Raw genomic sequence first — 21382 nt, 5'->3', positions numbered from 1 at the left:
TTCAGAAATTATGCGTAAAGCGGTAACCGGAATATATACGCGATGGTTATGAAGAAAAATGAAGCGCAGCGGAAAATTTTAAAGACCCACGAAATTCTGAATGATTTTTACGGCCGCCTGGAGCTCAAGCCGCGCCGTGAACCATTCCGCGAACTCATTTCTACCATGCTTTCGCACCGCACCAACCATGCCAACGAAGAAAAAGCGTACTTCAACATGCTGGAAACGTTCGGCGATTGGGAAGGCGTTTTGCAGGCTAAATTCGAAGACCTGGCTGATGCTTTAAAACCTGCGCAATTTCCCGGACAAAAAGCGGCCAACATTCAGAAAGTGCTGAAAATAATGAAAGAACAGCCGGCGAATAAAGGCAAAATAAGCATCGGTTTTTTGGAGAAAATGGATACCGAAGCTGCGTTGGAATGGCTTACAGCTCTGCCCGGCGTAGGTTTGAAAACGGCTACGTTGCTTTTGCTTTTCAATTATCACAAGCCGGTTATGCCCGTCGATACGCACGTTTTTCGGGTGAGCCAACGCATCGGAATTCTGGCTGCTACCGACACGCCGGAAAAAGCGCATACCATTCTGCTTGAAATGCTGCCCAAAGATCCGGTTGAACTTTATAATTATCATATTCATTTGCTCTGGCACGGCCAAAAGATTTGCGTGTGGCGCAAACCCAAATGCGAAAAATGCCCGCTTATCAAGATCTGTAATTATTACCAGGAGGTGGTGAAGTAATGTGCTAATTTTTTAATGTGCTAATGTGCTATTCCTTTAAATTATGGAATGGATAAATTAGAGAATTAGAGAATGAAGCCGCCGATATTTGATTTATTCAATTAACTTCACGTAGAAACCAGATAATTATTCACGCATTCTCTCATTCAATAATTCTCTGATTTTTCAAATTAGAGAATAGCACATTAAAAAATCAGCACATTAAAAATGCGTCTTGTTCACCGGCCGGTTTTGTGTAATTATTACGTAACGTATCGTTGCAATGCCAAATGCAGCTTCTGCGACATCTGGGAAAAACCGAGCCCGTACGTAACGCTGGAGCAGGTAACGCAAAACCTGCGCGACCTGAAAAAACTGGGCGTGAACGTGATCGATTTTACCGGCGGCGAACCACTTTTACACCGCGAAATCGATCAGTTTCTGGAGCTGGCGCACGAACTGGGTTTTATTACCACGCTAACCACCAACGGCATGCTGTACCCCAAATGGGCCGAACGGCTGAAAGGAAAAGTGGATATGCTGCATTTTTCGCTCGATTCTTCCGAAAAAGAGCAACATGACAAGGGCCGCGGCGTGGCTTGCTTCGATTTTGTGATGCAAAGCATAGAAATTGCTAAAAACCTGGGCGAACATCCGGATATCATCTTCACCGTTTTCCGAGAAAATCTGGATCAGCTGGAAAAGATCTATCAGGAAATAATTCTGCCGAACAAACTGCTTTTGATCATAAACCCGGCTTTTGCTTACAACGATGTAGCTTCTGGCGATGCATTGAACCACGAAGAACTAAATTACCTCTCTGATTTCGGGAAACGTAAATTCGTGTACCTGAACGATGGTTTTATTGAACTTCGCCGTGACGGCGGAAATCATGTTGCAGATCCGGTTTGTAAAGCTGCCAGCACTACGCTCGTAATTTCTCCAGAAAACGAACTGGTGCTGCCTTGCTATCATTTAGGCGAAAAAAAATTTCCAATAAACGGGCAACTTTACGAATTGTACAATTCTGCGGAAGTGAAACAGCAGATTGCGCTGGAAGGCCGGTTGCCGCAGTGCGAAGGCTGCACTATTAATTGCTATATGCAGCCTAGTTTTGCGGTTGAAATGAATAAGTATTTCTGGAAGGCGCTGCCTAGTACGCTTAAGTATAATTATTATAAGGGTACCTGGAAAAGGCTTCTGAAAATTTAATGCTGTTCTGCTTAGAAGAGGGATTTTTTGTTTGCTGTTTTAGACTTTTTCGAGCTGAAAGCATACCATTTCTGTCATCCTGAGCGCTAGCGAAGGACCTCATCGGCGGGAAGTAGTTTTTGGGTTACAAAGGATAGCGTTTTTGAAACACTGTTTCTGCTAAACAGCTGACTTCTAACTTTCATCGGTAATTTTCACCCTCAAGCCGGGCGGGCTTCGTTTCTGCGTTCGCGGCTGCAACCTTACCTAGCCGCATGGCGGCTTTCCTGACGGAACCGGTAAGCTTGGAGGCCGCTCTCACAGAAACTGGGATCATTCACCTTCGTAGTCAGCTTCTTTTTAGTTTAGCTTTCTAGCAAACGTGGTTTTCAGGAAACGCTGCGCTGGCGATATGTGTGTGAGTTGAAGATAGCAGAAAGCAAAAGCTCCCCTCCTTTTCAAGGAGGGGCAGGGGTGGTTGATTTTCTAGGTTAAAATATGTCAAACAGCATTGAAACCTGCCAGAATCGAAAAAGCTTCTAACACTTTTAAAATCCTGCCCATCCCAAAAATCCTATAAATCCTGTTCTAGACTTCAAACTGACAAATCCCAATTCAGACAATATTTACTGGTCCGCTTGCCATTCCAGCTACAAATTCCGGAAGTAGCTACCCAACTCCAATATCTTTTCTACCTTTGCGGCTCAAACATAAAGGGCTGAGAGCCTGTTTCTAATTCATATTTTCTAATTTTTAATTAAAAAGGATGCCGCTTATTTTACCAATTAAAGGTGTTTCGCCGGAGCTGGGCAAGGATTGCTACGTGGCTGAAAATGCTACGATCGTGGGCGATGTGGTTTTGGGAAACGAATGCACCGTGTGGTTCAATGCTGTAATCCGGGGCGATGTAAACGCGATCCGGATCGGGAATAAAACCAACATTCAGGATGGCGCGGTAATTCATTGTACGTATCAGAAAGCGGCCACAACGGTGGGCAGCAACGTGAGCATTGGCCATAACGCTATTGTGCATGGCTGCACCGTAGAAGATAATGTGCTGATCGGCATGGGCTCGATTGTGATGGACAACGTGGTGGTGCAAAAAAACTGCATTGTAGCGGCAGGTTCGGTAGTTTTAGAAAACACGGTTTGCGAAAGTGGCTTTATTTATGCGGGTGTTCCGGCAAAAAAGGTAAAAGCCCTGAGTAACGAACAGATCGAAAACCTGGACAAAGTTGCCAATAATTATGTACTGTATGCCAGTTGGCTGAAGTAGTTTTCAGCTGGATTTTTATACCGTTTTATGTTCTACTTAATTCCATCCACTTTTATGAAAACCAGACTTTTACTTTTTATCATGCTGCTGGCATTTTCCGCAGCAAAAGCGCAGTATACCTCGCCTAATAGCGGTGTGCGTTGGAATCTGAACAACCTCGTAACGGCTTCGGCTGCAAAAGGCAGCGTAACGTATAGCGGCGGCGTGTATTTTGTAAACGATTCTATTACCATTGCTCAGAACGATACCCTTTTTATCGATTCGAACGAAACCCTGAAACTCGGGAATAAGATCATGATCACGATAGAGGGTACGTTGCTGGTAATCCCGCCTGATTCGGTAAAAATTACAGCGGCAAATCCTGCAGATAAATTCCATACGTTGCGTTTCGAAACTTCGGCCAGTGCTACTGCGCCCAACCTTTCATTATTAAAGAAAACCATTGTAGAGCATGGCAGCGGCGTGCGGGTAATAAGTGCCGGCCTTATTATGGATAGCTGCATTGTGCGTTTTAACGAGCGGGCGGCGCAAAGCGGCGCCATCAACGTTTCCGGCGATGTACCCGTTATCATTTCTAATTCTAAAGTTCACCACAATGCGCGCGCAGGAGTTTCAACGCCGGCCAACGGCGCTACGGTAACTATCCGCAATAACTGGTTCTTCGAAAATGGTCAGGAGCCGGGGCTTTATCCGCAAATTAACCTGGGTCCGGCCAAATCTGGCCCGATCGAAGTTACCGGCAACACTATTATTGGGATAAATGCTCCAACCAACCGTTCCGGCGGTATTGCTATTGCCAATTTATTGGGTTCATCGGCTATTACTGAATTCCTGATTGCCAATAATACGATCCGTCAGAACAGCTACGGCGTAAACGTAACGGGCACCAACATGAAAGGCTACATTAAAGGCAATCTGCTGGAAGGCAATAAAGTTTACCCGGACCCGATGGCTGCCGGCAGCGGTATTAATTTCTTCTCCAGCACCGGTCCGCAGGATATTATCGTTTCCCGCAATATAATCCGCGATAACCGCTGGGGAATTACCATGCAGAGCGGTTCAACCGTGAAAACAGGACCAAAACCAAGCCTGGGCAGAATTAACCCAATTGACACCGCCGATGTTGGCCTGAACCAGATCTACAACAATTACAACAACGGTGCTTCCGGCCAGATCTGGGACGTTTACAACAATACCACTGATACGATCTTTGCCCAAAACAACATCTGGGGCACTACCGATACCACAGTTATTGAAGATCATATCTTTCATAAAACAGATAATGCCAACCACGGAAAGGTAATTTTTACGCCGATCTATACCAAACCAGCTACGGGTATTCGTCCGGAAATTATGCAAAACGCCCTTGCTCTTTACCCGAACCCGGCAACTGACATAGTAAAAGTTGAGCTGAACGGTATGGTTTTAAGCACAAAAACTCACCTGCGCTTCTACAATAATTTAGGTCAGGAAGTTTTAAACCTGCAGCCTAACAACAATACCGGCTCACTGAAAATAAACACCTCCGGATTACCGGCCGGCTTGTACGTGTATCGCCTGGAAAATGGCGCTAAGACCTACACCGGAAAATTACTGATCCAGCGTTAAGCAACTTCTGCAGTTTATAAAAAAACAAAAAAGCCCCGGAATATTCCGGGGCTTTTTTGTTCTAAAACGCTACCGTTTTTTGCTTAAAAACTACTTTTAATATTTCTATTGAGCCAGGCTTTACGCTTTATGCCACCTTTCCATATGCGTTTTATGCGTGTGCAAATACTCGCCGGGTTTGTAGAATTTATCGTAATGATCCAGATCCAGATGATGCGCCTGTAGGAACATGTGCGTAAAAATGGAAGGAACCGTAGCCGGAAATTTCCCGAACGTATCGTAGATGTATTGTGCCTGCAAAGCCACGCATTCCTTAAATTCTTCGGAATGAACCTGCGCCGCTGAACGTACTTTTTTTGTATCCTGAAAGGGTCCCGGCGTTTCAGGATTATATGGGCCGCTTTTCCCGAATTTTCGTTCGCAAACGGCATCTACCGCAGCGCGCATATTTTTAAAGTGCGGCGGACAAAAACCTTCCATAATCCCTTCCAGGCCCGTTACGTTCGGCACACTCCAGCTTTCTTTCTTATCGAACCGGAAACCTAAACCAGGTACTTCAGGTTTGCCGCTCGCACCTAGTAAACTGAACGGATCGATGCCATCGTACATCCAGCCTCCTAAGCCCATGGCCTGCAAAAGCAAGGCGCCAGCGAAGCAACTGGTGGCAAGTTCTACAGTAATTTCGGACAGGCAAAGTTGGTCGGCAAACGAAATCGGCAGCACATTTTTTACGTCAACTAGTTGGCTGAATTTTTCAATTCCCGGAATAGCGCGTTTGTTGATGTCGTCGTAAAGTACCTGGCCGTTTTGCAGCATGTAGCACAAACCCAACAACGCGTGCTGCGCCAGATCACCGACCGGCATTACCAAAAGCGTTCCCGGTTTATTGGCTACCCAGGTATTATGCGCTTCCACAAACGGCACTTCCGAAGGTACTTTCAGGCGGCCATCCTGAAGTTTACGCACGTGTTTTTTGAGTTCCGGCAATAGCGTTTCCAGATTTATTTCTCCGTTTATTTCCCGTTCAGCCAGCGCCGGTGCATCACGCACATCGAGCACATATACGCCTTCATCGTCGGTGAAAAACGTTTTGGAAGTATGAAAGCCAGCCGCCGAAGGAAACGTTCTTCCGCCAGCCGCACCGGCATAATTTGAAAGATGCGGCGCGTAGCGTTGAGCCCGGTAAATGAGATGATTCCAGCCCGTATTGCCGCCGCAAGCTGTAACTACAAGCAACTTCTCTAATTCGGAAAGCGGTACCGGTTCGTGTTTTGACTTGTATTTAAAAACTCCGTCCGGAATTTCGGCACCCATAAAAAAGCGACGCGACCTGCGGCCCAGCAACGCTTCTACCAAACCAAACGAAAGCATATCCTGAAATCCGGGGGGTAATGTTTGCGCTTTTTCCATAGGTTAATTTTGGGTTTTAAAACGGTAGCATTTTCGGGTTAAAAACTACCTGAAGAACAAGCCAGCAACTGTTTGGTTTTCCTGAATCAATGCGTCTCAGAAAATGGAACCATAAAAAAAGCCCCGGATTGCTCCGCGACTTTTTCTGTTAAAATCGATACCGTTTTAAGGTATTATTCTACTACAAATCGCTTTATGCCATACACGTTATTACCGGTAATTTTAGCAAAATACAGGCCGGCCGGCACATCCAGTTTCTGCTGATATTCGGTTTTGCCGGAAATCGAAGCACGATGGATGATTTTACCGGTTACATCGATCACTTCCAGCTGATACGTTTCTTTCGCAGATTGTCCAGTTGGGAATTTAATAGTAAAGCTGCCTTGGTTGGGTGAAGGATATAATTCTATGCCGAGGTCAGCAATTTTCTCTTTGGTGCCGGAAACAAAGCTGTTCAGATCGTTCGCCCAAATGCCGCGCCCGAAGGTTGCAAGATAAATTTTATTCAGGCTCGGGTTAAATTCAATATCGGTAACAATTACGTTTGGCAAACCTTTGCTCTGGTTAACCCAGGTGGTGCTGCCATTGGCTAAAACATAAACCCCAAGATCGGTAGCCACCATGATATAATTCTGCCCCGGAATATATTTTACGCAGTTTACCGGCAGGTTTGGCAGGTTATAAGAAATATTCTGCCAGCTGGCGCCGCCATTGCTCGTTCTGAAAACTTTGTTCCCCGCGCTGAAACCTGCCATAGCAACATACGCAATATCAGCATTGTTTTCGCTCACTTCCACGCTGGTGTAATACAAGGAATCGGGCAGGCCGGCAGTAATGTTGATCCAGTTAGCGCCGCCATTCGTGGTTTTAAAAACGCTGCCCCGCAAGTTAAATTCATGCCTAACCCGGCGGGCTGCATAAAGCACATTACTGTTCGCGTTGGCAATGGCCATTGCGCTGATCTCGGTAGCATTAAAGCCCCGCGTAAAATTAGAAATAGCACTCCACGAAACACCGTTATTGGTAGATTTAAATACGTTTTCAAAACCTACATATAAAGTATTCGGCTGGGTATCGTGTACCACTAACGGCGAAGTCCATTCTCCTTTTTCAAAGTATCCGCCCGGTTCTATCAGGCTGATATAGCTGGCTCCATTATTAGTAGATTGCTGAAAACTGCCGTATTGCCACGAACCGATTATTTCGTTGTTGTTAACCGGGCTCAGGTAATTATCCATGCCATCGCCGCCAAAGATCGTGTTCCAGCTAGTGCCATCGAAATAAAAAGTAGCGTTATCCTGCGCCCCGGCTACAATTCTTCCGGCACTGTTTTTAGAGCTCGAAATTCTGTAGAAGGAAGTAATGGCCATACCGTTGCTGATATTGGTCCATTGGGTTGGCCAGGGCGTTCCGCTGGCAGCTGCATTCCAATCGCCTAAAACGAGGTTTGAAGTACGGTAAAGGCCGCCATCGTTGCAGACAAAAATGTTTCCGGTGCTGGCCTGACGTTCCATAAATTGAATATCAGCGTGCACCGTAGGGCCGTAACTTGTGGTCCAGTGGCTTACCGGTTTAAAAGTCTGGCCACCATCCATCGAACCCCAGATATTCACGCCGCCGGTATAAATAAGATCCCGGTCGGTGCCGCTAACCATAAGAGCCAGGTCGTAATTTCCCTGACCGCCGGGCTGCGAACCGTTTCCACCTTCCAGAATATTAAGGCCCGGATTTATAAATTGCCAGTTTGTTCCGCCATTGGTAGTTTTATACAATCCGTAAAGTCCGTTCGAAATATCAACAGCAATGGCATAAACATAATTCGGGTCAGAAGGTGCTATGGCCAGTTTTATGCGTTGTACCGCACCGGTAGCCTGAATATTAGTAGTTTGCTGGGTCCAGGTGGTGCCGAAATCAGTAGATTTCCAGATGCCGGCCTGCCCCGTATTGGCTGCTTTAACCCAACCGGTTGCGGCATATAAAATATTGGCATTGGTTGGGTGCTGCACCAGATCCCAGAAAAGCCCGGTCACGTTTTTGGTCCAGCTGGTTCCGCCGTTATTAGACACATACATGCCACTCACCCCGCAGGCGATCACATTGTTGCTGTTCGCCGGATTCACCATGATCTTTTTAATGAGGGAAGCATCGCGGTTGGTTTGCTGAAAACTGAGGCCAGTCGGGTTCCAGGTCAAACCACCATCGGTCGTTTTGTAAACGCCTAAACCATAATGCGTATTCCGCTTGCGGCCATCCAGAAAAAGCCCGGCACCGATGTAAGCAAAATCGCACACGGAAATGTACATCGTATTCGGATTATTGGGATCTATGGCAATGTCGCTGATGCGGGTGATGGGTAAATTATCGGTTAGCGGAGTCCAGGAAACGCCGTTGTTGGTGGTTTTCCAGACGCCACCCTGCGCTACGCCAACAAAATAAGTAGAAGTGCTGGTGGGGTGAAAAGCAATGCAGTTGATACGCCCCACCCCGTTTTCCATGTAGCCGGTCTGGTTATTCGGCACTGCATTCGGCCCAACCGGGTACCAGTCGTTGGCAAACCGGGCTGACTGCAGGTTCTTTTTCTCACGGGCAATTTTAAGGGCTTCGTTCACATAAATGGCCGGATCGGCGGGATCGCCTTTACCATCGGTATGCATCAGCATTTCCATTTCCAGGCGCTTGAAATATTTCCAGCCTTTAATTTTGCTTATTTTCTTGTCGCGTTTCCAATTACCAAACTGGCGTTGCAGATCTTTGAAAGTCAGCGTATCGGAAGTGCTCTTTTCGAGGTAAACCTGGGCATGCAGCGGCAGGCTTGCTGTAAAAAAGGCTACCAAAAGCAGCGTAAGAAAATGTCTCATATCAGAATATTTACCTGAAATAACAGCTTTTGCTACACAAAAACAACCTTCACAGGCCGCAATAAAAAAGTCCTGACTTTCGCCAGGACTTTTTCTTATAAAAACGGTACCGTTTTCGTCTCAAAAACTAGCCGATGGCTTGTTTCAGGTCTTCGATCAGGTCTTCTACATCTTCCACGCCCACGCTTAAACGAATCAGAGAATCTGAAAGGCCGCCTTTCATGCGCTCTTCGCGCGGAATGCTGGCGTGCGTCATGCTGGCCGGGTGGCCGCAAAGCGATTCTACGCCGCCCAACGATTCGGCCAAAGCAAAGAAGTGGAATTTCTCCAGCGTTTTAATAGCATCTTCCATTTTATCGCCTTTCAGTACAAACGAGATCATGCCACCAAAATCACGCATCTGGTCTTTCGCAATCGCGTGGTTCTGATGATCTTCGAAGCCCGGCCAGAATACTTTTTCGACTTTCGAGTGTGCTTTCAGATATTCGGCAATTTTACGGCCGTTTTCGCAGTGGCGCTGCATGCGCAAATGCAGCGTTTTTAAACCGCGAAGAATTAAAAAGCAGTCCTGCGGACCTGGTGTGGCACCGCTCGCATTCTGAATAAAGGCCAGTTTTTCGTGCAGTTCGTCGTCTTTCACAATTAAAGCGCCCATTACCACATCGGAGTGTCCGCCCATGTATTTAGTAAGCGAATGCATTACGATATCGGCTCCCAGATCAAGCGGTGTCTGTAAATATGGCGTAGCAAAAGTATTATCTACTACCAGTTTCAGGTTGTGCTTTTTAGCAATGGCCGCCGCGCCTTTAATATCAATGATGTTCAGGAGCGGATTGGTTGGCGTTTCTACCCAGATCAGCTTCGTGTTTTCGTTCACGAATCTTTCCACGTTGGCAATATCGGCCATCGGAATGAAGTGGAATTTGATGCCGTAGTTCTGGAAGATCTTCGTAAAAATGCGGTAGGTCCCGCCGTAAAGGTCGTTGGTAGCAATTACTTCGTCGCCGGGACTCAGCATTTTAATTACCGCATCTATGGCTGCCATACCGGTGGCAAAGCAAAGGCCGTGTTTGCCGTTTTCCAGCGCTGCTAAAGCGTTTTGCAACTGCGTGCGGGTTGGGTTATGCGTCCGCGAATATTCGTAGCCTTTGTGGTCGCCCGGCGATTTCTGCACGTAGGTTGAAGTCTGGTAAATTGGGGTCATGATAGCGCCCGTGGTTGGGTCTGGCTCTACGCCGGCATGTATGGCTTTGGTTCCGAATTTCATGGTTTCAGATTAAGTTGTAAGACAAAATTTTCAAGACTTTCCGGGAAACTGATTTATGCGGTTGTTCCACTTAATAATGGACTTTTCAGGCTCTAAACCCTACCGTTTTCTAAAGTCGTTTGCAAGTTAAAAATTTTTAACCGAACATCGCTGCCGTAAAGTTTTTACCCAAGCCCGACTTTTTACCGTAAAAACCCTACCGTTTTTTTTAATAACTGCATGTTTGAATGAGTGAAAGGGAGAATAAAAAAACTCTGCTATTCTTATTCAATCATTCCAGCATTCACTAACTCAATAATTCGCTTCATGCCCATAAACGCTGTTAAAGAACTTTTCCGGGAAAACCGGAGCACCTTGGTTTCGCTGGTCTTGCTAATTGCGGTGCCGGTTCTGGCCAGTTCTTTTCTGATCTATTTCTTTTACGAACACCAGGATTTTTTCCAGAACCTGAATTGGTGGCAGATGATCGCTTATTTTTTAGTGGCTTCTATTACCATGTCTTTTGCCCTTACCCCTACTACGTTTGTTGCGCTGGTTACCGGCTTCTTTCTGGGTTGGATTGGCTTCCCGGGCGTGGTGATTTCGTATGGCATTGCCGCTTTTATTGGTTACAAAACTGCCCAATTTATAGACCACGGCCGCATGACAGCTTTCATCAACCATTTCCCGAAAGCCGCTTTGGTAATGGACGAACTGAAACACCACAGCTGGGAACTGATCATTCTTTCGCGTATTTCCCCGGTTCTGCCATTTGCTTTCATGACTTTTGTGCTTTCCATTATAAAAGTGCCGCTCCGGAAATTTTTAATCGCCAGCATGGCCGGGATGCTGCCGCGCACGCTGTTCTTTTTTTGGGTAGGCACCCAGGCTAGCAGCTTATTAACGCTCCTGAAAGACCCCAACGAAGGTATTTTCGGTAAAATATTGCTTATTGGCCTGATCGTGATCTCGATTTTCGGGCTATATTATTTACTCAATAATGCCATTAAAAAGGCTTTAAAGCGCAGTTCTGAAAAAAATATGGAAAAATTTTAAGCAGACACTTGACAAGTATCAGAATTCTTCGCACCTTTGCATCGCATTACAGCAAAACGGTCACGTAGCTCAACTGGATAGAGCATCTGACTACGAATCAGAAGGTTTGGGGTTCGACTCCCTACGCGACCACAACTAGTAGTTAAAACCCCTTAAGAATCAATATCTTGAGGGGTTTTTCATTTTATAGGTAAAACATAGGTAAAACATTAGTAGGAAATAATAGTTCAGCTAATGCTTTAGAAATTAATTTATCAGCCTCTCCTTTCTAGCTCGAAATCTTAATTCATTCCAAATTTGTAACCGTGCAAACCGTGCAAACCATGCAATGAATAGAAAGTCAAATTGTTTATCTCGACTGCAAACTTTGCACGGATTGCACAGTTATTTGTAAGCCATTCTTTTCAAGGATCTGACGCAAATCGTATGATAGGTCGTAAATCATGGCATGTTCTTGCCCTTTAGTTACTACTTTTATCAAAACAATGGACCAAGCTTCACGACAATATTGGTATTATCTTTAAGGCTTGCTAAAATAGCTGCAGCTGCAGCTGCATTTACCTTTAACCTATCAACTTTAGCTTGTACTTTTTCTATGTGTGCTAACTCCAAACTCCTTTGAAGATTATTACTTGCTATTAATAATTCTTATAAAATGGTTCAGCAGTAAATTTTACAAATTCTTCAGTTTTATTTCCGCTTCTACTGATTACTTGAAATGGCTCTAATCTTGCTATTTCACTTTGTAGATCTTTGGCTGTTTTACTATTGCAACCTAGAATGTCTTGTATTGAGGACGAAGAAACCCCTTCACATTGGAATATATAAGCAAATTCAAGTAGCTCTTGGAAGTTGAAAAATTTCTGTTGATAATCATTAGGTGATTGTGAGGCAAAAAACACTACAATTCCTTTTGAACGGCCTTCCCTAATAATTCTTTGCAAGAAAATATTTTTCTGGCCTAAATAATTATGGGCTTCATCAATTACTAGGATAGTTCTTAGTGTACGCTTCCCGTCTTTCACTGGACTATCTGGCAGCATTGTCATCTCTTTATACAGCCTTTCGATAACCAGGTATCCAACTAGTTCTTTTAAAACCGGCATTGCATGAACATCTATTATCATGGACCGATTTGATAACTTCTCTATTGGTTTTACGGCGCTTCCATGAGCCCAGAAAAGATTAAAATTTGCAAGATCCCGGAGCACTTCAATGAGTGAGTCATCCCTTTTGCCCTCTTCTTCATAATTTAAAATAGCAATTTCCAATATATCCTGAAAATCTGGATAAGGCTCATTAGAAGAGGAACGCTTTGCATAGGCTGCAGTTATGGCTTCAGTTAAAGCACCTTTTTGTACAACACCAAATTTAGAATTTATAGAAGCAAAACTTTCTGCTTTTTCTCTGGCTGAAACTTGAATAGACTGCTCATCATATCCAGGTAGTACAAAGGGATTGATTGGAAGAGATTCATTGTTTTGAAGGAGCCTGTAAGATCTAGATTTAGTTACTTCAATAAATGTTTCATTATCGACCACATCTCCTTTGTAATCGAAAAATATAAAGTTTGTTTGAAAATTGGACTGAACTCTAATATCTGCTAAAATCTTGAGTAGGAACTGTGTTTTACCTACACCGGGTTTCCCCATAATTGCCAAATGAGAATTGGCATGTTTTTGAGTATTGTTTAGCTCCATTATTAAAGCTTCCTTATTCAAAATTCCCCTGCCAATAAAAATATCCAGATCTTTTGTTAGCTTATCTTTGGCTCCTTTCAATTCAACTTGTTCCAGTAGTGCAGCGTACCATTTAGAAATTTCCTGACCATTAGACTCGAAAAGCTCCCATAGTAATTGCGCCCCGCTATCTACATGGTTTTTGATTATAGATCTATTGCTATATAATTCGTCATCCTCTATCTCAGCTTTATTATAAACTTGCTGAACTAATGTTTTGACAAAAATCTCGTCCTCTTTGAAAAATGAAGTCCGCTTCATCTCACCACCACTAAAGTTGGTGCTATTAGCTACTGCTATTCCATTTTTTGATAAAGAAACTGCGAAAGCCATTCTGGCAAGTACGGCTTTATCCAGCTTGCTTTCCATACGAAGTCCATTAATATACTCGTCTGCCTTCTGAGAGGTATATAATCTATCTGCCATAATCTGATTTTAATTCCAGAAATATCCTTCTTTAAATGTGCTTAATTCGTTCATTTGACTAAACTCTAATTTACCTGCTCCGCTTAAGTGAGTTTCAAGAGTTTTATAGTAATTATTATCAATCTCTGTATCTGTTGAAAGAATAATTACTTGTTCTGCCGCACTTGGGAAATAATTATTAACAATATTATCACGGTGAATACTATCTAACCTGGACAGAGGAGTATCTATTATTATTGGTAGATTAAGTTGAGAAGTCTGAGCTAAGCCCCAGAGAAGGGAAACAGCAAATATTTCTTTTTCTCCTGCTGATAATCCTGACTTCTTCATTTCATGACCATTACGATCACGAATTATGATTTCGTAGGTTTTATCATCAATTTCAAGGTCTTTAATCAGGCCGCTCTTGCTTGATAGGAGTTTATACATTTCAAAAGTTTTCTCCTGTAGCAAATGGATTTTGTTCTTTCTGAGCCTGATAATAAAAGTGTTTAATAGGTTAGCGATAGCATCACATTCCTTAATTACATCGACTTTCTCCCTTGACATATGATGTTTTTCATAGAGTTTGTTTAACTCTAATTCTATGTCCTTGATTCGATTTTCTATTGTAAGAACATCTTCAGATACATTCTGCATCCGGACTGAAAGCCTACCAATTTGATTCTGGTAACTTTCCATTTGTTGTTGCAATTCTTCAAATAGTTGCTTTTCAGAATCGGAGGAAACACCTAAAGAAGACCCTTCTACTTTCCCGAGTTGTGCTTCTAAGTCAGTACTTTCAGCTAACAAGTCTTTTAAGGATAAAACGTCGCTTTGTTCTATTTCCTCAATTTTGCTCAGTACTTTGGCTATATCACGGTCAGAAAGAGTTAAGAATGCTGAATTATCGTGGCCATCCTCTTCTTTAAGAACAGCCAATACTCTTTCCTGAAGTTCTTTTTTTTGGGTTTCTGTTAAGGGGGTGTTGTAAATTGGCTGTGGATAATCTACTGCAGAAACAATATTAAATGCTAATTGGACTGCTTGGTCACTAATAGCTCTAGATGCTGTAGCGTTTCTTTCATGCTCAATTTGTTGCTTTAGTGGCTCAAATAGTCTGCTTGCTAACGCCCAGGGCAAATGCCTGTCGATTATAGATTTTACCTGATTATCTAATTGACCTCTCTTAGTTGCAAGCTGAATTCTTTTACGCTCCCGTTGTTTGGTTTCATCAGCACTTTCAGGTTCTACATTAAAGGCAGCCTGAAACCTGTTTTTGGCACCCTCATACTCAGATTTAAAATTATTGAGTTCTGATTCTATTTCGCTTCTTTCAGCCTGTTTTTTCGAAAGCTTGGCCTGTTCTCTTTTAAGCTCACTTTCTTTAAAATCAATATCTTCATCAGATATTTCTACAAAGTTTTTTCTTTCATCTTGTTTTAAATGCAGAATATCGTTCGCAAGCCGAGTAATGTATTGAATGCCTAAAGCAGCTTCTAATGAAGATTTTAAACGAACTTCTGAGTGATCGTCTGCAGCAATTTCCTGAATTTTTTCTCCATCGAAAAAGAAAAACTGGGTGATACCCTTCGGGATCATGGCATTGATATAGTCTTGCCACATTTCCTTATTCTGAACAGAAACTCTTTTGCCATCCTTGATAACCACGAGTTTTTCTTCAAGATCCTTGGGCTTAGGGGAATCTACCGTACCTGCAGACCAAGTACGTTTTACCTGAATCTCTTCAAGTTCATCAGTTTCTATTAGCAACTCAAATGAAACAAAAGCATTGCCTTTGGCCAATTCTTTGCGGTTGATGTATTTGTATATTAGATCAGGTTTTGCTCCATATAGACAGATATTTACAGCTTCCATTACAGAGGTTTTTCCTGCTCCATTCATACCTCCAATCAGGAAAATGCTTTTACCAGCAGAACTATCCGGAAACTCAATGGTAGTAGGAAACTGAAAACTTTTGTAGTTCTCTATAATTAGTTTTCTAAACTTCATTGTTAGTTTGCTTTAAGGTCCGACTTTATTATTTCTGCCAAAGCATCGTAAATACCGGTTCTACGATCTTTAAACTCATATTCCTTTGTAATGTCTATAAGCTTCAGTACCTTTTCGTAAGAAATTTTATACTGATTGCACAGTTCTTTAAGTAACTGCTTATCTTCTTCCTTTAGGTTCATTTTTGCTGCTTAGTTTTCCTGAATCAAATAAATCTAATTGTATATTCTGGGGTGGCATCTTTCTTTCCTGCTTATGATCTGAAATAAATTTTCTGCATCGGGCAAGCAGTAATTTCATTACTCTTTTTGCCTCATAAAAGTCTTCAATCTCCTTAACAAGCAGAAGCTTTAACTTTCTAAGATCATCTGGAACGGCGACTCCCTTTTTGTTTAATTTATTGATAGTTTGCTCTATACCCTCTAATTGAAACTTCTTGTCTTTAATTATTTTGCGTTTCCGGTAGTCAACAGCATTTTCCTCTATTCTTTGGAATAGCTTATTAATTTCCTCTAAATGGTCTTGCAAGCTACCCATTTACGCTATTGCCCTGTTTTTACTTTATACTGCTGGCGATAATAATCAATTGTTCTGTCTTTAGGATCACCTTCAACTGACCACCAAACCCAGCCATTCTGCGCCTTTAAGGTAATGGCTTCGGCAGCGGCAGTTGGCGTAGGAAAGGAAAGTTCCTGACCGCTTATATTGGTTAAAATAAAGCCTTCTTCGGTAATAGTACCTTTATAAGTTTCCCCCTTATATTTTTTAATTAGCTGCATTCCGGGTTTGAGGTAACCGGCTGTTAAAAGATCTGTTAGATCTATGCGGGATCCGCTTACCTTATTACTAACCTTTTTAGGTGCTTCACCAAATTGAGTTTGTTTTCTTGTCTGGGGTGCAATCGCCAATAATGGCTGAAGTAACTCTAATACCTTTTGCTGAGCCGCTTCAGCTTCTTTGAATTGGTCCAGGTCTTTTAAAAGTTTAAGCTTGAGCTGGCGCAACTCGTCTGGAATATTAATATGACCTTTCTCCATTTGGTAAATAGACTGGTCTATAGAATTTAGCTGGGCTTGTTTTTCTTTTTTATTAGCCGCATTGAGATATGGGGCCAGTTCCTTTGATAGCTCCTGGACGGCTGATTCTACTTGGGCAATATAGTTACTCCAACGATTCATGAAACAGTTTCTGTTTGTTCGATTAAAGTTTCAACTTCTTGTTTGGCTTGTTCAAGTAATTCTTTTGATTCCCAATGTGCTTGATGAGCACGAGAAACTAAATCAGTAATAGTTTCCTGTATATCAATTGAAAACTTTGGAATAATAATGTGCCTTAAATTTGAATCTGGAACAGCACTTAAAATTCCACCTGTTGATTCCTGAAATAGCTGTTCAGTAAATAACTTACTACGTACTAATAAAAGCAAAAATTGCGGTGAATAAACGGTAGACCTAAAATGGAAAAACCCTGTAGAAGCAAGATGATTATCCTCAGATTTTGAAACAATTGCAGCTTTGTCAATTGAACCTACAACTGAAGAAACGATTATATCGCCATGATTTACAACCCTTTTGGCTCTTGATGGAGCTTCCTTTCCTTTAATTAAATTAGAACTATTTACAACACCAAAGTTGGAATTAATATCAGAAAGCTCTATATAATTGAAGACTTTGTTTGGTGAATTAACTGGATTAAAGTTTGGCCTTTTGTATTGAACGTTTAAAAGGAAATACTCCCATCCATTTTTATAATTTTTTATTATCTCTTTAAGCTGTATATATCTTGGTTTATAATGTTCACCGTCAAACCTATTTCTATTACTTATATGGCTTAATTTTGCTGTAAAAGTTTTTTCGTTTTTTAAGGAAATATGGTTTAAGCCTAAAGCATCTTCTAGAAATTTTGAAGCTTGTGAATAGAGGGAATCCGCTTCAACTTTTTTACTTAATGAACCTAAATAAAGAGATTTAATTTTTTCTTGAGACTCCTCAGGTAGCTTTGGTACTAAAAACTCCCTTAACCTTCCCAGCGTGATCATTTGTTGAACACCACCAGAGCCTTCACGTTTGGCTTGAAATGCGCCAAACTTTGACATTAAGAATATTGTAAGATATTCGGGTAAAATTTCAGAATTTTCAAATGGTTTAATTATGGCCACATCCCTATTCATGTTGGCAGGCAATAACCACTCTTCTGCAATTGCCACTTCTCCTAAAGTACCTTTAATTGAAATTAACACGTCACCTGCTCTAACAGATGCCCTTCTATTTCTTCTATCTACTTCTTCATCTACAAATCTTACTTTAGAAATGTCAATATATCCATTTTTAACATTTTCAGCTGTTAAATACTTGATTCCATTAGCCCTTAATTTTACGGAACCGTGTTCACCATCGGTAACTTTAGCAAAACTTTTAATTTTTCTGCATGAAAATGCTTTCAACTCTCTTTCTAGAAAAAGATAATCCGGTTGGTAAAACTCTGAATCTATCCTAAAACCTGGTTTAAGTTCAGATAATTTTACAGTAGAAATTACTGCCATAGTTTAATTGTTCCAAAAGTTAAAGCCTTGTTCCTTTGCATACTGCACGAATGCTTCCGCAATGGCCAACGGCTTGCCTTTTACATTATATTCTATCTCTGGGTCGGCGGCCATTGGAAGTTGGTCTTCGTAAGTGGGTTCTTTCTCTTCAGCCTTTAAATTTTCTAAGTCTTCTTTGCTAATTTCGTAGTTTACCAGGTCTTGGTTAAAGATCGGGTTGCCGTTCTCGTCCTCCATAATATTACCATCCTCATCCAGCATATATTCATATTCGCCCGAATTATTTTTTCCACCCTGTTCGCTTACAGCCATAAAAATGGAGTAATCCAGACGTTTGGCTACTTCTGCATCGATGAAGCGATCTGATAATTTCTGGAGCAGGTAATCATCATTTAGAATAAGACTCAACTTGCCCTTATTTGTAAGGAGGTTTTTATCATATTCCGCTTGCGGTATGTCTCTATCTAACTGCTTCAGAAAAGCAGTGAGTTGTTTTGCCGTAGCTTTCTGCTTTTCTTTCAGCTCCTTTAGGGCTTGGTTGTGACCAGCTTTAATTGTTTTTAAATGCTCCCGCAATTCAGATTTATTGCCTTCCCAATTCTGGGAAATAATTTCCAATTCTCCTTTTTGCGTTTCTTTTAGTGCTTCTTCAGCATCGCAAAGTTCATCTAATTGCTTTTTAGCTTTTAAGCGCTCAGTTTTTAACTCCTGAATTTTTGTATCTGCGGCCTCTAATTGTTCTTCTAAAGATGGTTCAGCAGTTTCAACTACTTCCTCTTCATTTTCCTTTTTTTCATCTGTTCCAGCATCGTCGGTAGCTTCCGGCTCGGGCTCTGCAAATTCTTCCAATAGCAATTCCAGAATATTTTCCGGTATTATTTCTTCCGGAACTTCTGTTGCTTCTACATGAGCATCTAATAAAGTTCTAATTTGACTGGCATAATTAGGGCAGGAAGCCTTTACTTCATTTTGTACCTGTTCAATTTCCTGCAACTCCCTCTCTGTATACTTCTGAATAAAGAGTACTGAAGTTTTGGTGCCGGTATGTGGTTTAAAACTATTACCATGTAAACCAACAACTGCCAGTAAGCGGGCTTTTCTTAAGATCCATTCCCTTATAAAGGCCAGCGAAGAATTGTTAAATTTGCCTTGCGGAAGAACGATAGCCGCTCTGCCGCCGGGTTTCAGCATCTTAACGATGCGCTCAATAAAAAGTACATCCCGTTCTTCTTTGGCCTGTTTGTCTTTTGCTCTTTTTAAAGCAGGTTTTGCTAATTGGTAATGCGCCAATTGCTGCTTAACCTTTACTTCACCCGCAAAAGGTGGGTTAGAAAGAATTACATCGAATTTAAGGTCTTCAAAATATTTCCAGGCATTTTCATCGTCCGTAAACAGCTCGTCCTCCGGAATTTCTATTTTGGTTAGACTATACTTTTTAAGCGTCTGCATCAGCGCTTTTCCAGATGGTGTTCTGTACCAGGTTCTGGGTTCTAAGGTGTCTACATCTGGGCCAAAAATATTGGTGTGGCCATCGCCAGCAATCAGCATCAAAGCCCTGGAGGTTTTAGCAGCTTGCTCTTCAAAGTCTACGCCCCACAAATACCTGGCAGCATAACGGCTTTTACGGAGTTCCATTTCATCTGGCCCTTCAGCCGGATAAGCCCATTCCATGGTATGAACCAAGAAACCGGCAGAGCCACAAGCAGGGTCTAAAACATATTCGTTACGTTTAGGATTAAGCATCCTAACACACATATCAATTACAAAGCGAGGAGTAAAGAATTGCCCTTTTTTCTTTTTAGCTTCAGTAGGTAACAGATATTCAAAGGCATCGTCAATAATTCGAAGATTAGAGCCTAAAAATCGTTTTCTTTCAAGTGGAGCAATACATACATTCAAATGTTCCTTTTGCAAGCGGATGCGGTCTGTTTCTTCAAAGATGCCTTTCCACTCCTGAGCTGCTTTTTTGAACAAATGATTTATGCGTTCATATGTTAACTCTGGGTCTTTAAACCACTTAAATTCTAAAGATTGGTCCGGCCGTGATTCGATAGCCTGCTTTTCGTCCCAGATCTTCGCAAAAATGATCTTGAAAATTTCGTTGAAAACGTTTACACCAGAAGAACCTAATACGAGTTCTTCCAAATCGAGCAGGATCTTCTTGAAATCGAAGCTTTTATCCAGATGGGCTAAGGTAAGTTTGGCAGCTTGCAAATCTTCCGGAGATTGGCCTTTTCTCGGGATTTCCGGCAAAGCGTCAAAATCCTGTGGGTAGGGGCGGTATAAAATTACTTTATCGCTGCCATTAGACCATACCCCAATCGGCGAACCTTTAGCATTTAAGTAACTTCTTAACTGCTCAATCCCGTCCTTTCGTTTCGGTTTCTTAACCTCAATAATGATCTTTGGGGTAGTTTTCTCTTTGTTTGTGTATACAACTATATCTGCGAATTTTGTACTAACATCTGTTCCAAAGGCAACTGGGGTTTCTAGTTCAATCTCTTCTTTATCATAACCATAATAATTGATGAGCCGATGTACCCACAACTGCCGGATTATTTCTTCTGGGTTCGCTTTTCCATCTTCTACAAACACCTGAACTTCTTCCTTTTCAGAATGGAAAGGCGCTAAAGTTTTCAGGTAGTAAATTGTTTTCCCGGTGAGTCTGCCTGTTCCTGGTCTTGCAATTAAATTTAGGGCCACATCATAATCAATGGCAGGGTTATTAAATTCTGCAAGATCGTATTGGGTTGAGGGATCTTTGAAAATCTTATCGAGTAATTCTTTTGCGATCATTCGCTATAATTATATTTAAATCTGTTTAATTCGTTTTTCAGCCAACTCTAATGCGTCTAAAGCTGAATCTTCATTGGCGATTAACTCAAAAATCTGATCTGCGAGCCATATACTTAATAGTTCCTTAGAATCTGTTTTTAAAAGTTCTGCCAGTTGAATGACTTGTTCGCGTTTGGCCCTTCGTTCACCACGTTCAATTTTACTAAACATTGGCGTATCAATTTCTAAGGTGGCGGCTAATTGGCGTTGTAAAAGCTCTTTGCTCTCACGCAGCACTTTGATCTTTTCACCAAAATGCATTATCTGCTTTGTTTTTGACTTGTCATTATTTGGCTAATTTAAGAAAGGCAATCAAATATTCAAGATTTTTAATAATTTGATTCTTATCAGTTCTGAGAACAATTCTAAACGAGGAACATACGAAAGGGACCTCGCCAATCCCTTGATCTGTTAAAAGGTTGGGATGGAAGATACAGAAGACCTGATCGACAATCAGAAGCAAGCTATCGGGTAGTTTCTTGCTCG

Annotated in this window: 17 protein-coding genes and 1 tRNA gene; 6 read left to right on the top strand and 12 right to left on the bottom strand. The window is 42.0% G+C overall.

Going from position 1 to position 21382, the window contains the following annotated elements:
- The first annotated feature begins 48 nt into the window (after positions 1 to 48).
- From ACFPIB_RS12390 to ACFPIB_RS12375, 4 genes are all read left to right on the top strand, one after another.
- Positions 49 to 738 (top strand): endonuclease III domain-containing protein, encoded by a 690-nt coding sequence (locus ACFPIB_RS12390; protein ID WP_378017777.1) that lies wholly within the window; start codon positions 49 to 51, stop codon positions 736 to 738.
- Positions 739 to 945: 207 nt separating this feature from the next.
- On the top strand, positions 946 to 1929 hold the full coding sequence (locus ACFPIB_RS12385) for a radical SAM protein (RefSeq protein WP_378017776.1): 984 nt from the start codon (positions 946 to 948) through the stop codon (positions 1927 to 1929).
- A 745-nt stretch (positions 1930 to 2674) separates the two neighbouring features.
- A complete protein-coding gene (locus ACFPIB_RS12380) occupies positions 2675 to 3184 on the top strand; it encodes a gamma carbonic anhydrase family protein (RefSeq protein WP_378017775.1) in 510 nt (169 codons plus the stop codon).
- Positions 3185 to 3238: 54 nt separating this feature from the next.
- Positions 3239 to 4792 carry a T9SS type A sorting domain-containing protein gene (locus ACFPIB_RS12375; protein ID WP_378017774.1) on the top strand — a complete coding sequence of 518 codons (1554 nt, stop codon included), beginning with the start codon at positions 3239 to 3241 and terminating at the stop codon, positions 4790 to 4792.
- A 120-nt stretch (positions 4793 to 4912) separates the two neighbouring features.
- On the opposite strand, the gene ACFPIB_RS12370 is transcribed toward ACFPIB_RS12375, so the two are convergent.
- The 3 genes from ACFPIB_RS12370 to ACFPIB_RS12360 all read right to left on the bottom strand — a co-directional run bounded on the left by ACFPIB_RS12370 (position 4913) and on the right by ACFPIB_RS12360 (position 10327).
- Positions 4913 to 6202, bottom strand: coding sequence for a hypothetical protein (locus ACFPIB_RS12370; protein ID WP_378017773.1), 1290 nt, complete (start codon positions 6200 to 6202; stop codon positions 4913 to 4915).
- A 173-nt stretch (positions 6203 to 6375) separates the two neighbouring features.
- Positions 6376 to 9060, bottom strand: a complete 2685-nt coding sequence (locus ACFPIB_RS12365) for a VPS10 domain-containing protein (protein WP_378017772.1) — start codon at positions 9058 to 9060, stop codon at positions 6376 to 6378.
- A 127-nt stretch (positions 9061 to 9187) separates the two neighbouring features.
- Positions 9188 to 10327 carry a cystathionine gamma-synthase gene (locus ACFPIB_RS12360; protein WP_378017771.1) on the bottom strand — a complete coding sequence of 380 codons (1140 nt, stop codon included), beginning with the start codon at positions 10325 to 10327 and terminating at the stop codon, positions 9188 to 9190.
- Between the two features lie 306 nt (positions 10328 to 10633).
- Between ACFPIB_RS12360 and ACFPIB_RS12355 the strand changes: the two genes are divergently transcribed.
- Together ACFPIB_RS12355 and ACFPIB_RS12350 are read left to right on the top strand one after the other, a co-directional pair.
- Positions 10634 to 11362 (top strand): TVP38/TMEM64 family protein, encoded by a 729-nt coding sequence (locus ACFPIB_RS12355; RefSeq protein WP_378017770.1) that lies wholly within the window; start codon positions 10634 to 10636, stop codon positions 11360 to 11362.
- Between the two features lie 58 nt (positions 11363 to 11420).
- A tRNA-Arg gene (locus ACFPIB_RS12350) sits at positions 11421 to 11494 on the top strand.
- Between the two features lie 345 nt (positions 11495 to 11839).
- Here the strand turns inward: ACFPIB_RS12350 and ACFPIB_RS12345 are convergent.
- From ACFPIB_RS12345 to ACFPIB_RS12305, 9 genes are read right to left on the bottom strand one after another with little or no spacing between them, the layout of a single operon-like run.
- Entirely contained in the window at positions 11840 to 11974 is a 135-nt protein-coding gene (locus tag ACFPIB_RS12345) for a hypothetical protein (RefSeq protein WP_378017769.1), read from the bottom strand.
- A gap of 26 nt (positions 11975 to 12000) precedes the next feature.
- Positions 12001 to 13527 (bottom strand): DndE family protein, encoded by a 1527-nt coding sequence (locus ACFPIB_RS12340; protein WP_378017768.1) that lies wholly within the window; start codon positions 13525 to 13527, stop codon positions 12001 to 12003.
- A 9-nt stretch (positions 13528 to 13536) separates the two neighbouring features.
- Positions 13537 to 15519: a DNA sulfur modification protein DndD gene (gene dndD, locus ACFPIB_RS12335; RefSeq protein ID WP_378017767.1), complete on the bottom strand. Its 1983-nt coding sequence runs from the start codon at positions 15517 to 15519 to the stop codon at positions 13537 to 13539.
- Between the two features lie 2 nt (positions 15520 to 15521).
- Positions 15522 to 15701, bottom strand: coding sequence for a DNA modification system-associated small protein (locus ACFPIB_RS12330; RefSeq protein ID WP_378017766.1), 180 nt, complete (start codon positions 15699 to 15701; stop codon positions 15522 to 15524).
- A complete protein-coding gene (locus tag ACFPIB_RS12325) occupies positions 15679 to 16056 on the bottom strand; it encodes a hypothetical protein (RefSeq protein ID WP_378017765.1) in 378 nt (125 codons plus the stop codon). The genes ACFPIB_RS12330 and ACFPIB_RS12325 overlap by 23 nt, the downstream gene beginning before the upstream one ends.
- Positions 16057 to 16061: 5 nt before the next feature.
- Positions 16062 to 16697: a restriction system modified-DNA reader domain-containing protein gene (locus tag ACFPIB_RS12320; RefSeq protein ID WP_378017764.1), complete on the bottom strand. Its 636-nt coding sequence runs from the start codon at positions 16695 to 16697 to the stop codon at positions 16062 to 16064.
- Positions 16694 to 18061 (bottom strand): restriction endonuclease subunit S, encoded by a 1368-nt coding sequence (locus ACFPIB_RS12315; RefSeq protein ID WP_378017763.1) that lies wholly within the window; start codon positions 18059 to 18061, stop codon positions 16694 to 16696. The genes ACFPIB_RS12320 and ACFPIB_RS12315 overlap by 4 nt, the downstream gene beginning before the upstream one ends.
- Positions 18062 to 18064: 3 nt before the next feature.
- Positions 18065 to 20857: an N-6 DNA methylase gene (locus ACFPIB_RS12310; RefSeq protein WP_378017762.1), complete on the bottom strand. Its 2793-nt coding sequence runs from the start codon at positions 20855 to 20857 to the stop codon at positions 18065 to 18067.
- Positions 20858 to 20872: 15 nt separating this feature from the next.
- Positions 20873 to 21157 carry a helix-turn-helix domain-containing protein gene (locus tag ACFPIB_RS12305; protein WP_378017761.1) on the bottom strand — a complete coding sequence of 95 codons (285 nt, stop codon included), beginning with the start codon at positions 21155 to 21157 and terminating at the stop codon, positions 20873 to 20875.
- Between the last annotated feature and the right edge of the window lie 225 nt (positions 21158 to 21382).

The organism is Adhaeribacter terreus, assembly GCF_042657365.1.
In the GTDB taxonomy this organism is placed as follows: Bacteria; Bacteroidota; Bacteroidia; order Cytophagales; family Hymenobacteraceae; genus Adhaeribacter_A; species Adhaeribacter_A terreus.
This window is presented reverse-complemented; position numbering and strand designations above follow the sequence as displayed.

Bases quoted from the DNA above. Each gene is read 5' to 3' on its own strand.
- ACFPIB_RS12390 (WP_378017777.1), top strand. From the start codon at position 49: ATGAAGAAAAATGAAGCGCAGCGGAAAATTTTAAAGACCCACGAAATT.
- ACFPIB_RS12385 (WP_378017776.1), top strand. From the start codon at position 946: ATGCGTCTTGTTCACCGGCCGGTTTTGTGTAATTATTACGTAACGTAT.
- ACFPIB_RS12380 (WP_378017775.1), top strand. From the start codon at position 2,675: ATGCCGCTTATTTTACCAATTAAAGGTGTTTCGCCGGAGCTGGGCAAG.
- ACFPIB_RS12375 (WP_378017774.1), top strand. From the start codon at position 3,239: ATGAAAACCAGACTTTTACTTTTTATCATGCTGCTGGCATTTTCCGCA.
- ACFPIB_RS12370 (WP_378017773.1), bottom strand. From the start codon at position 6,202: ATGGAAAAAGCGCAAACATTACCCCCCGGATTTCAGGATATGCTTTCG.
- ACFPIB_RS12365 (WP_378017772.1), bottom strand. From the start codon at position 9,060: ATGAGACATTTTCTTACGCTGCTTTTGGTAGCCTTTTTTACAGCAAGC.
- ACFPIB_RS12360 (WP_378017771.1), bottom strand. From the start codon at position 10,327: ATGAAATTCGGAACCAAAGCCATACATGCCGGCGTAGAGCCAGACCCA.
- ACFPIB_RS12355 (WP_378017770.1), top strand. From the start codon at position 10,634: ATGCCCATAAACGCTGTTAAAGAACTTTTCCGGGAAAACCGGAGCACC.
- ACFPIB_RS12340 (WP_378017768.1), bottom strand. From the start codon at position 13,527: ATGGCAGATAGATTATATACCTCTCAGAAGGCAGACGAGTATATTAAT.
- dndD (WP_378017767.1), bottom strand. From the start codon at position 15,519: ATGAAGTTTAGAAAACTAATTATAGAGAACTACAAAAGTTTTCAGTTT.
- ACFPIB_RS12330 (WP_378017766.1), bottom strand. From the start codon at position 15,701: ATGAACCTAAAGGAAGAAGATAAGCAGTTACTTAAAGAACTGTGCAAT.
- ACFPIB_RS12325 (WP_378017765.1), bottom strand. From the start codon at position 16,056: ATGGGTAGCTTGCAAGACCATTTAGAGGAAATTAATAAGCTATTCCAA.
- ACFPIB_RS12320 (WP_378017764.1), bottom strand. From the start codon at position 16,697: ATGAATCGTTGGAGTAACTATATTGCCCAAGTAGAATCAGCCGTCCAG.
- ACFPIB_RS12315 (WP_378017763.1), bottom strand. From the start codon at position 18,061: ATGGCAGTAATTTCTACTGTAAAATTATCTGAACTTAAACCAGGTTTT.
- ACFPIB_RS12310 (WP_378017762.1), bottom strand. From the start codon at position 20,857: ATGATCGCAAAAGAATTACTCGATAAGATTTTCAAAGATCCCTCAACC.
- ACFPIB_RS12305 (WP_378017761.1), bottom strand. From the start codon at position 21,157: ATGCATTTTGGTGAAAAGATCAAAGTGCTGCGTGAGAGCAAAGAGCTT.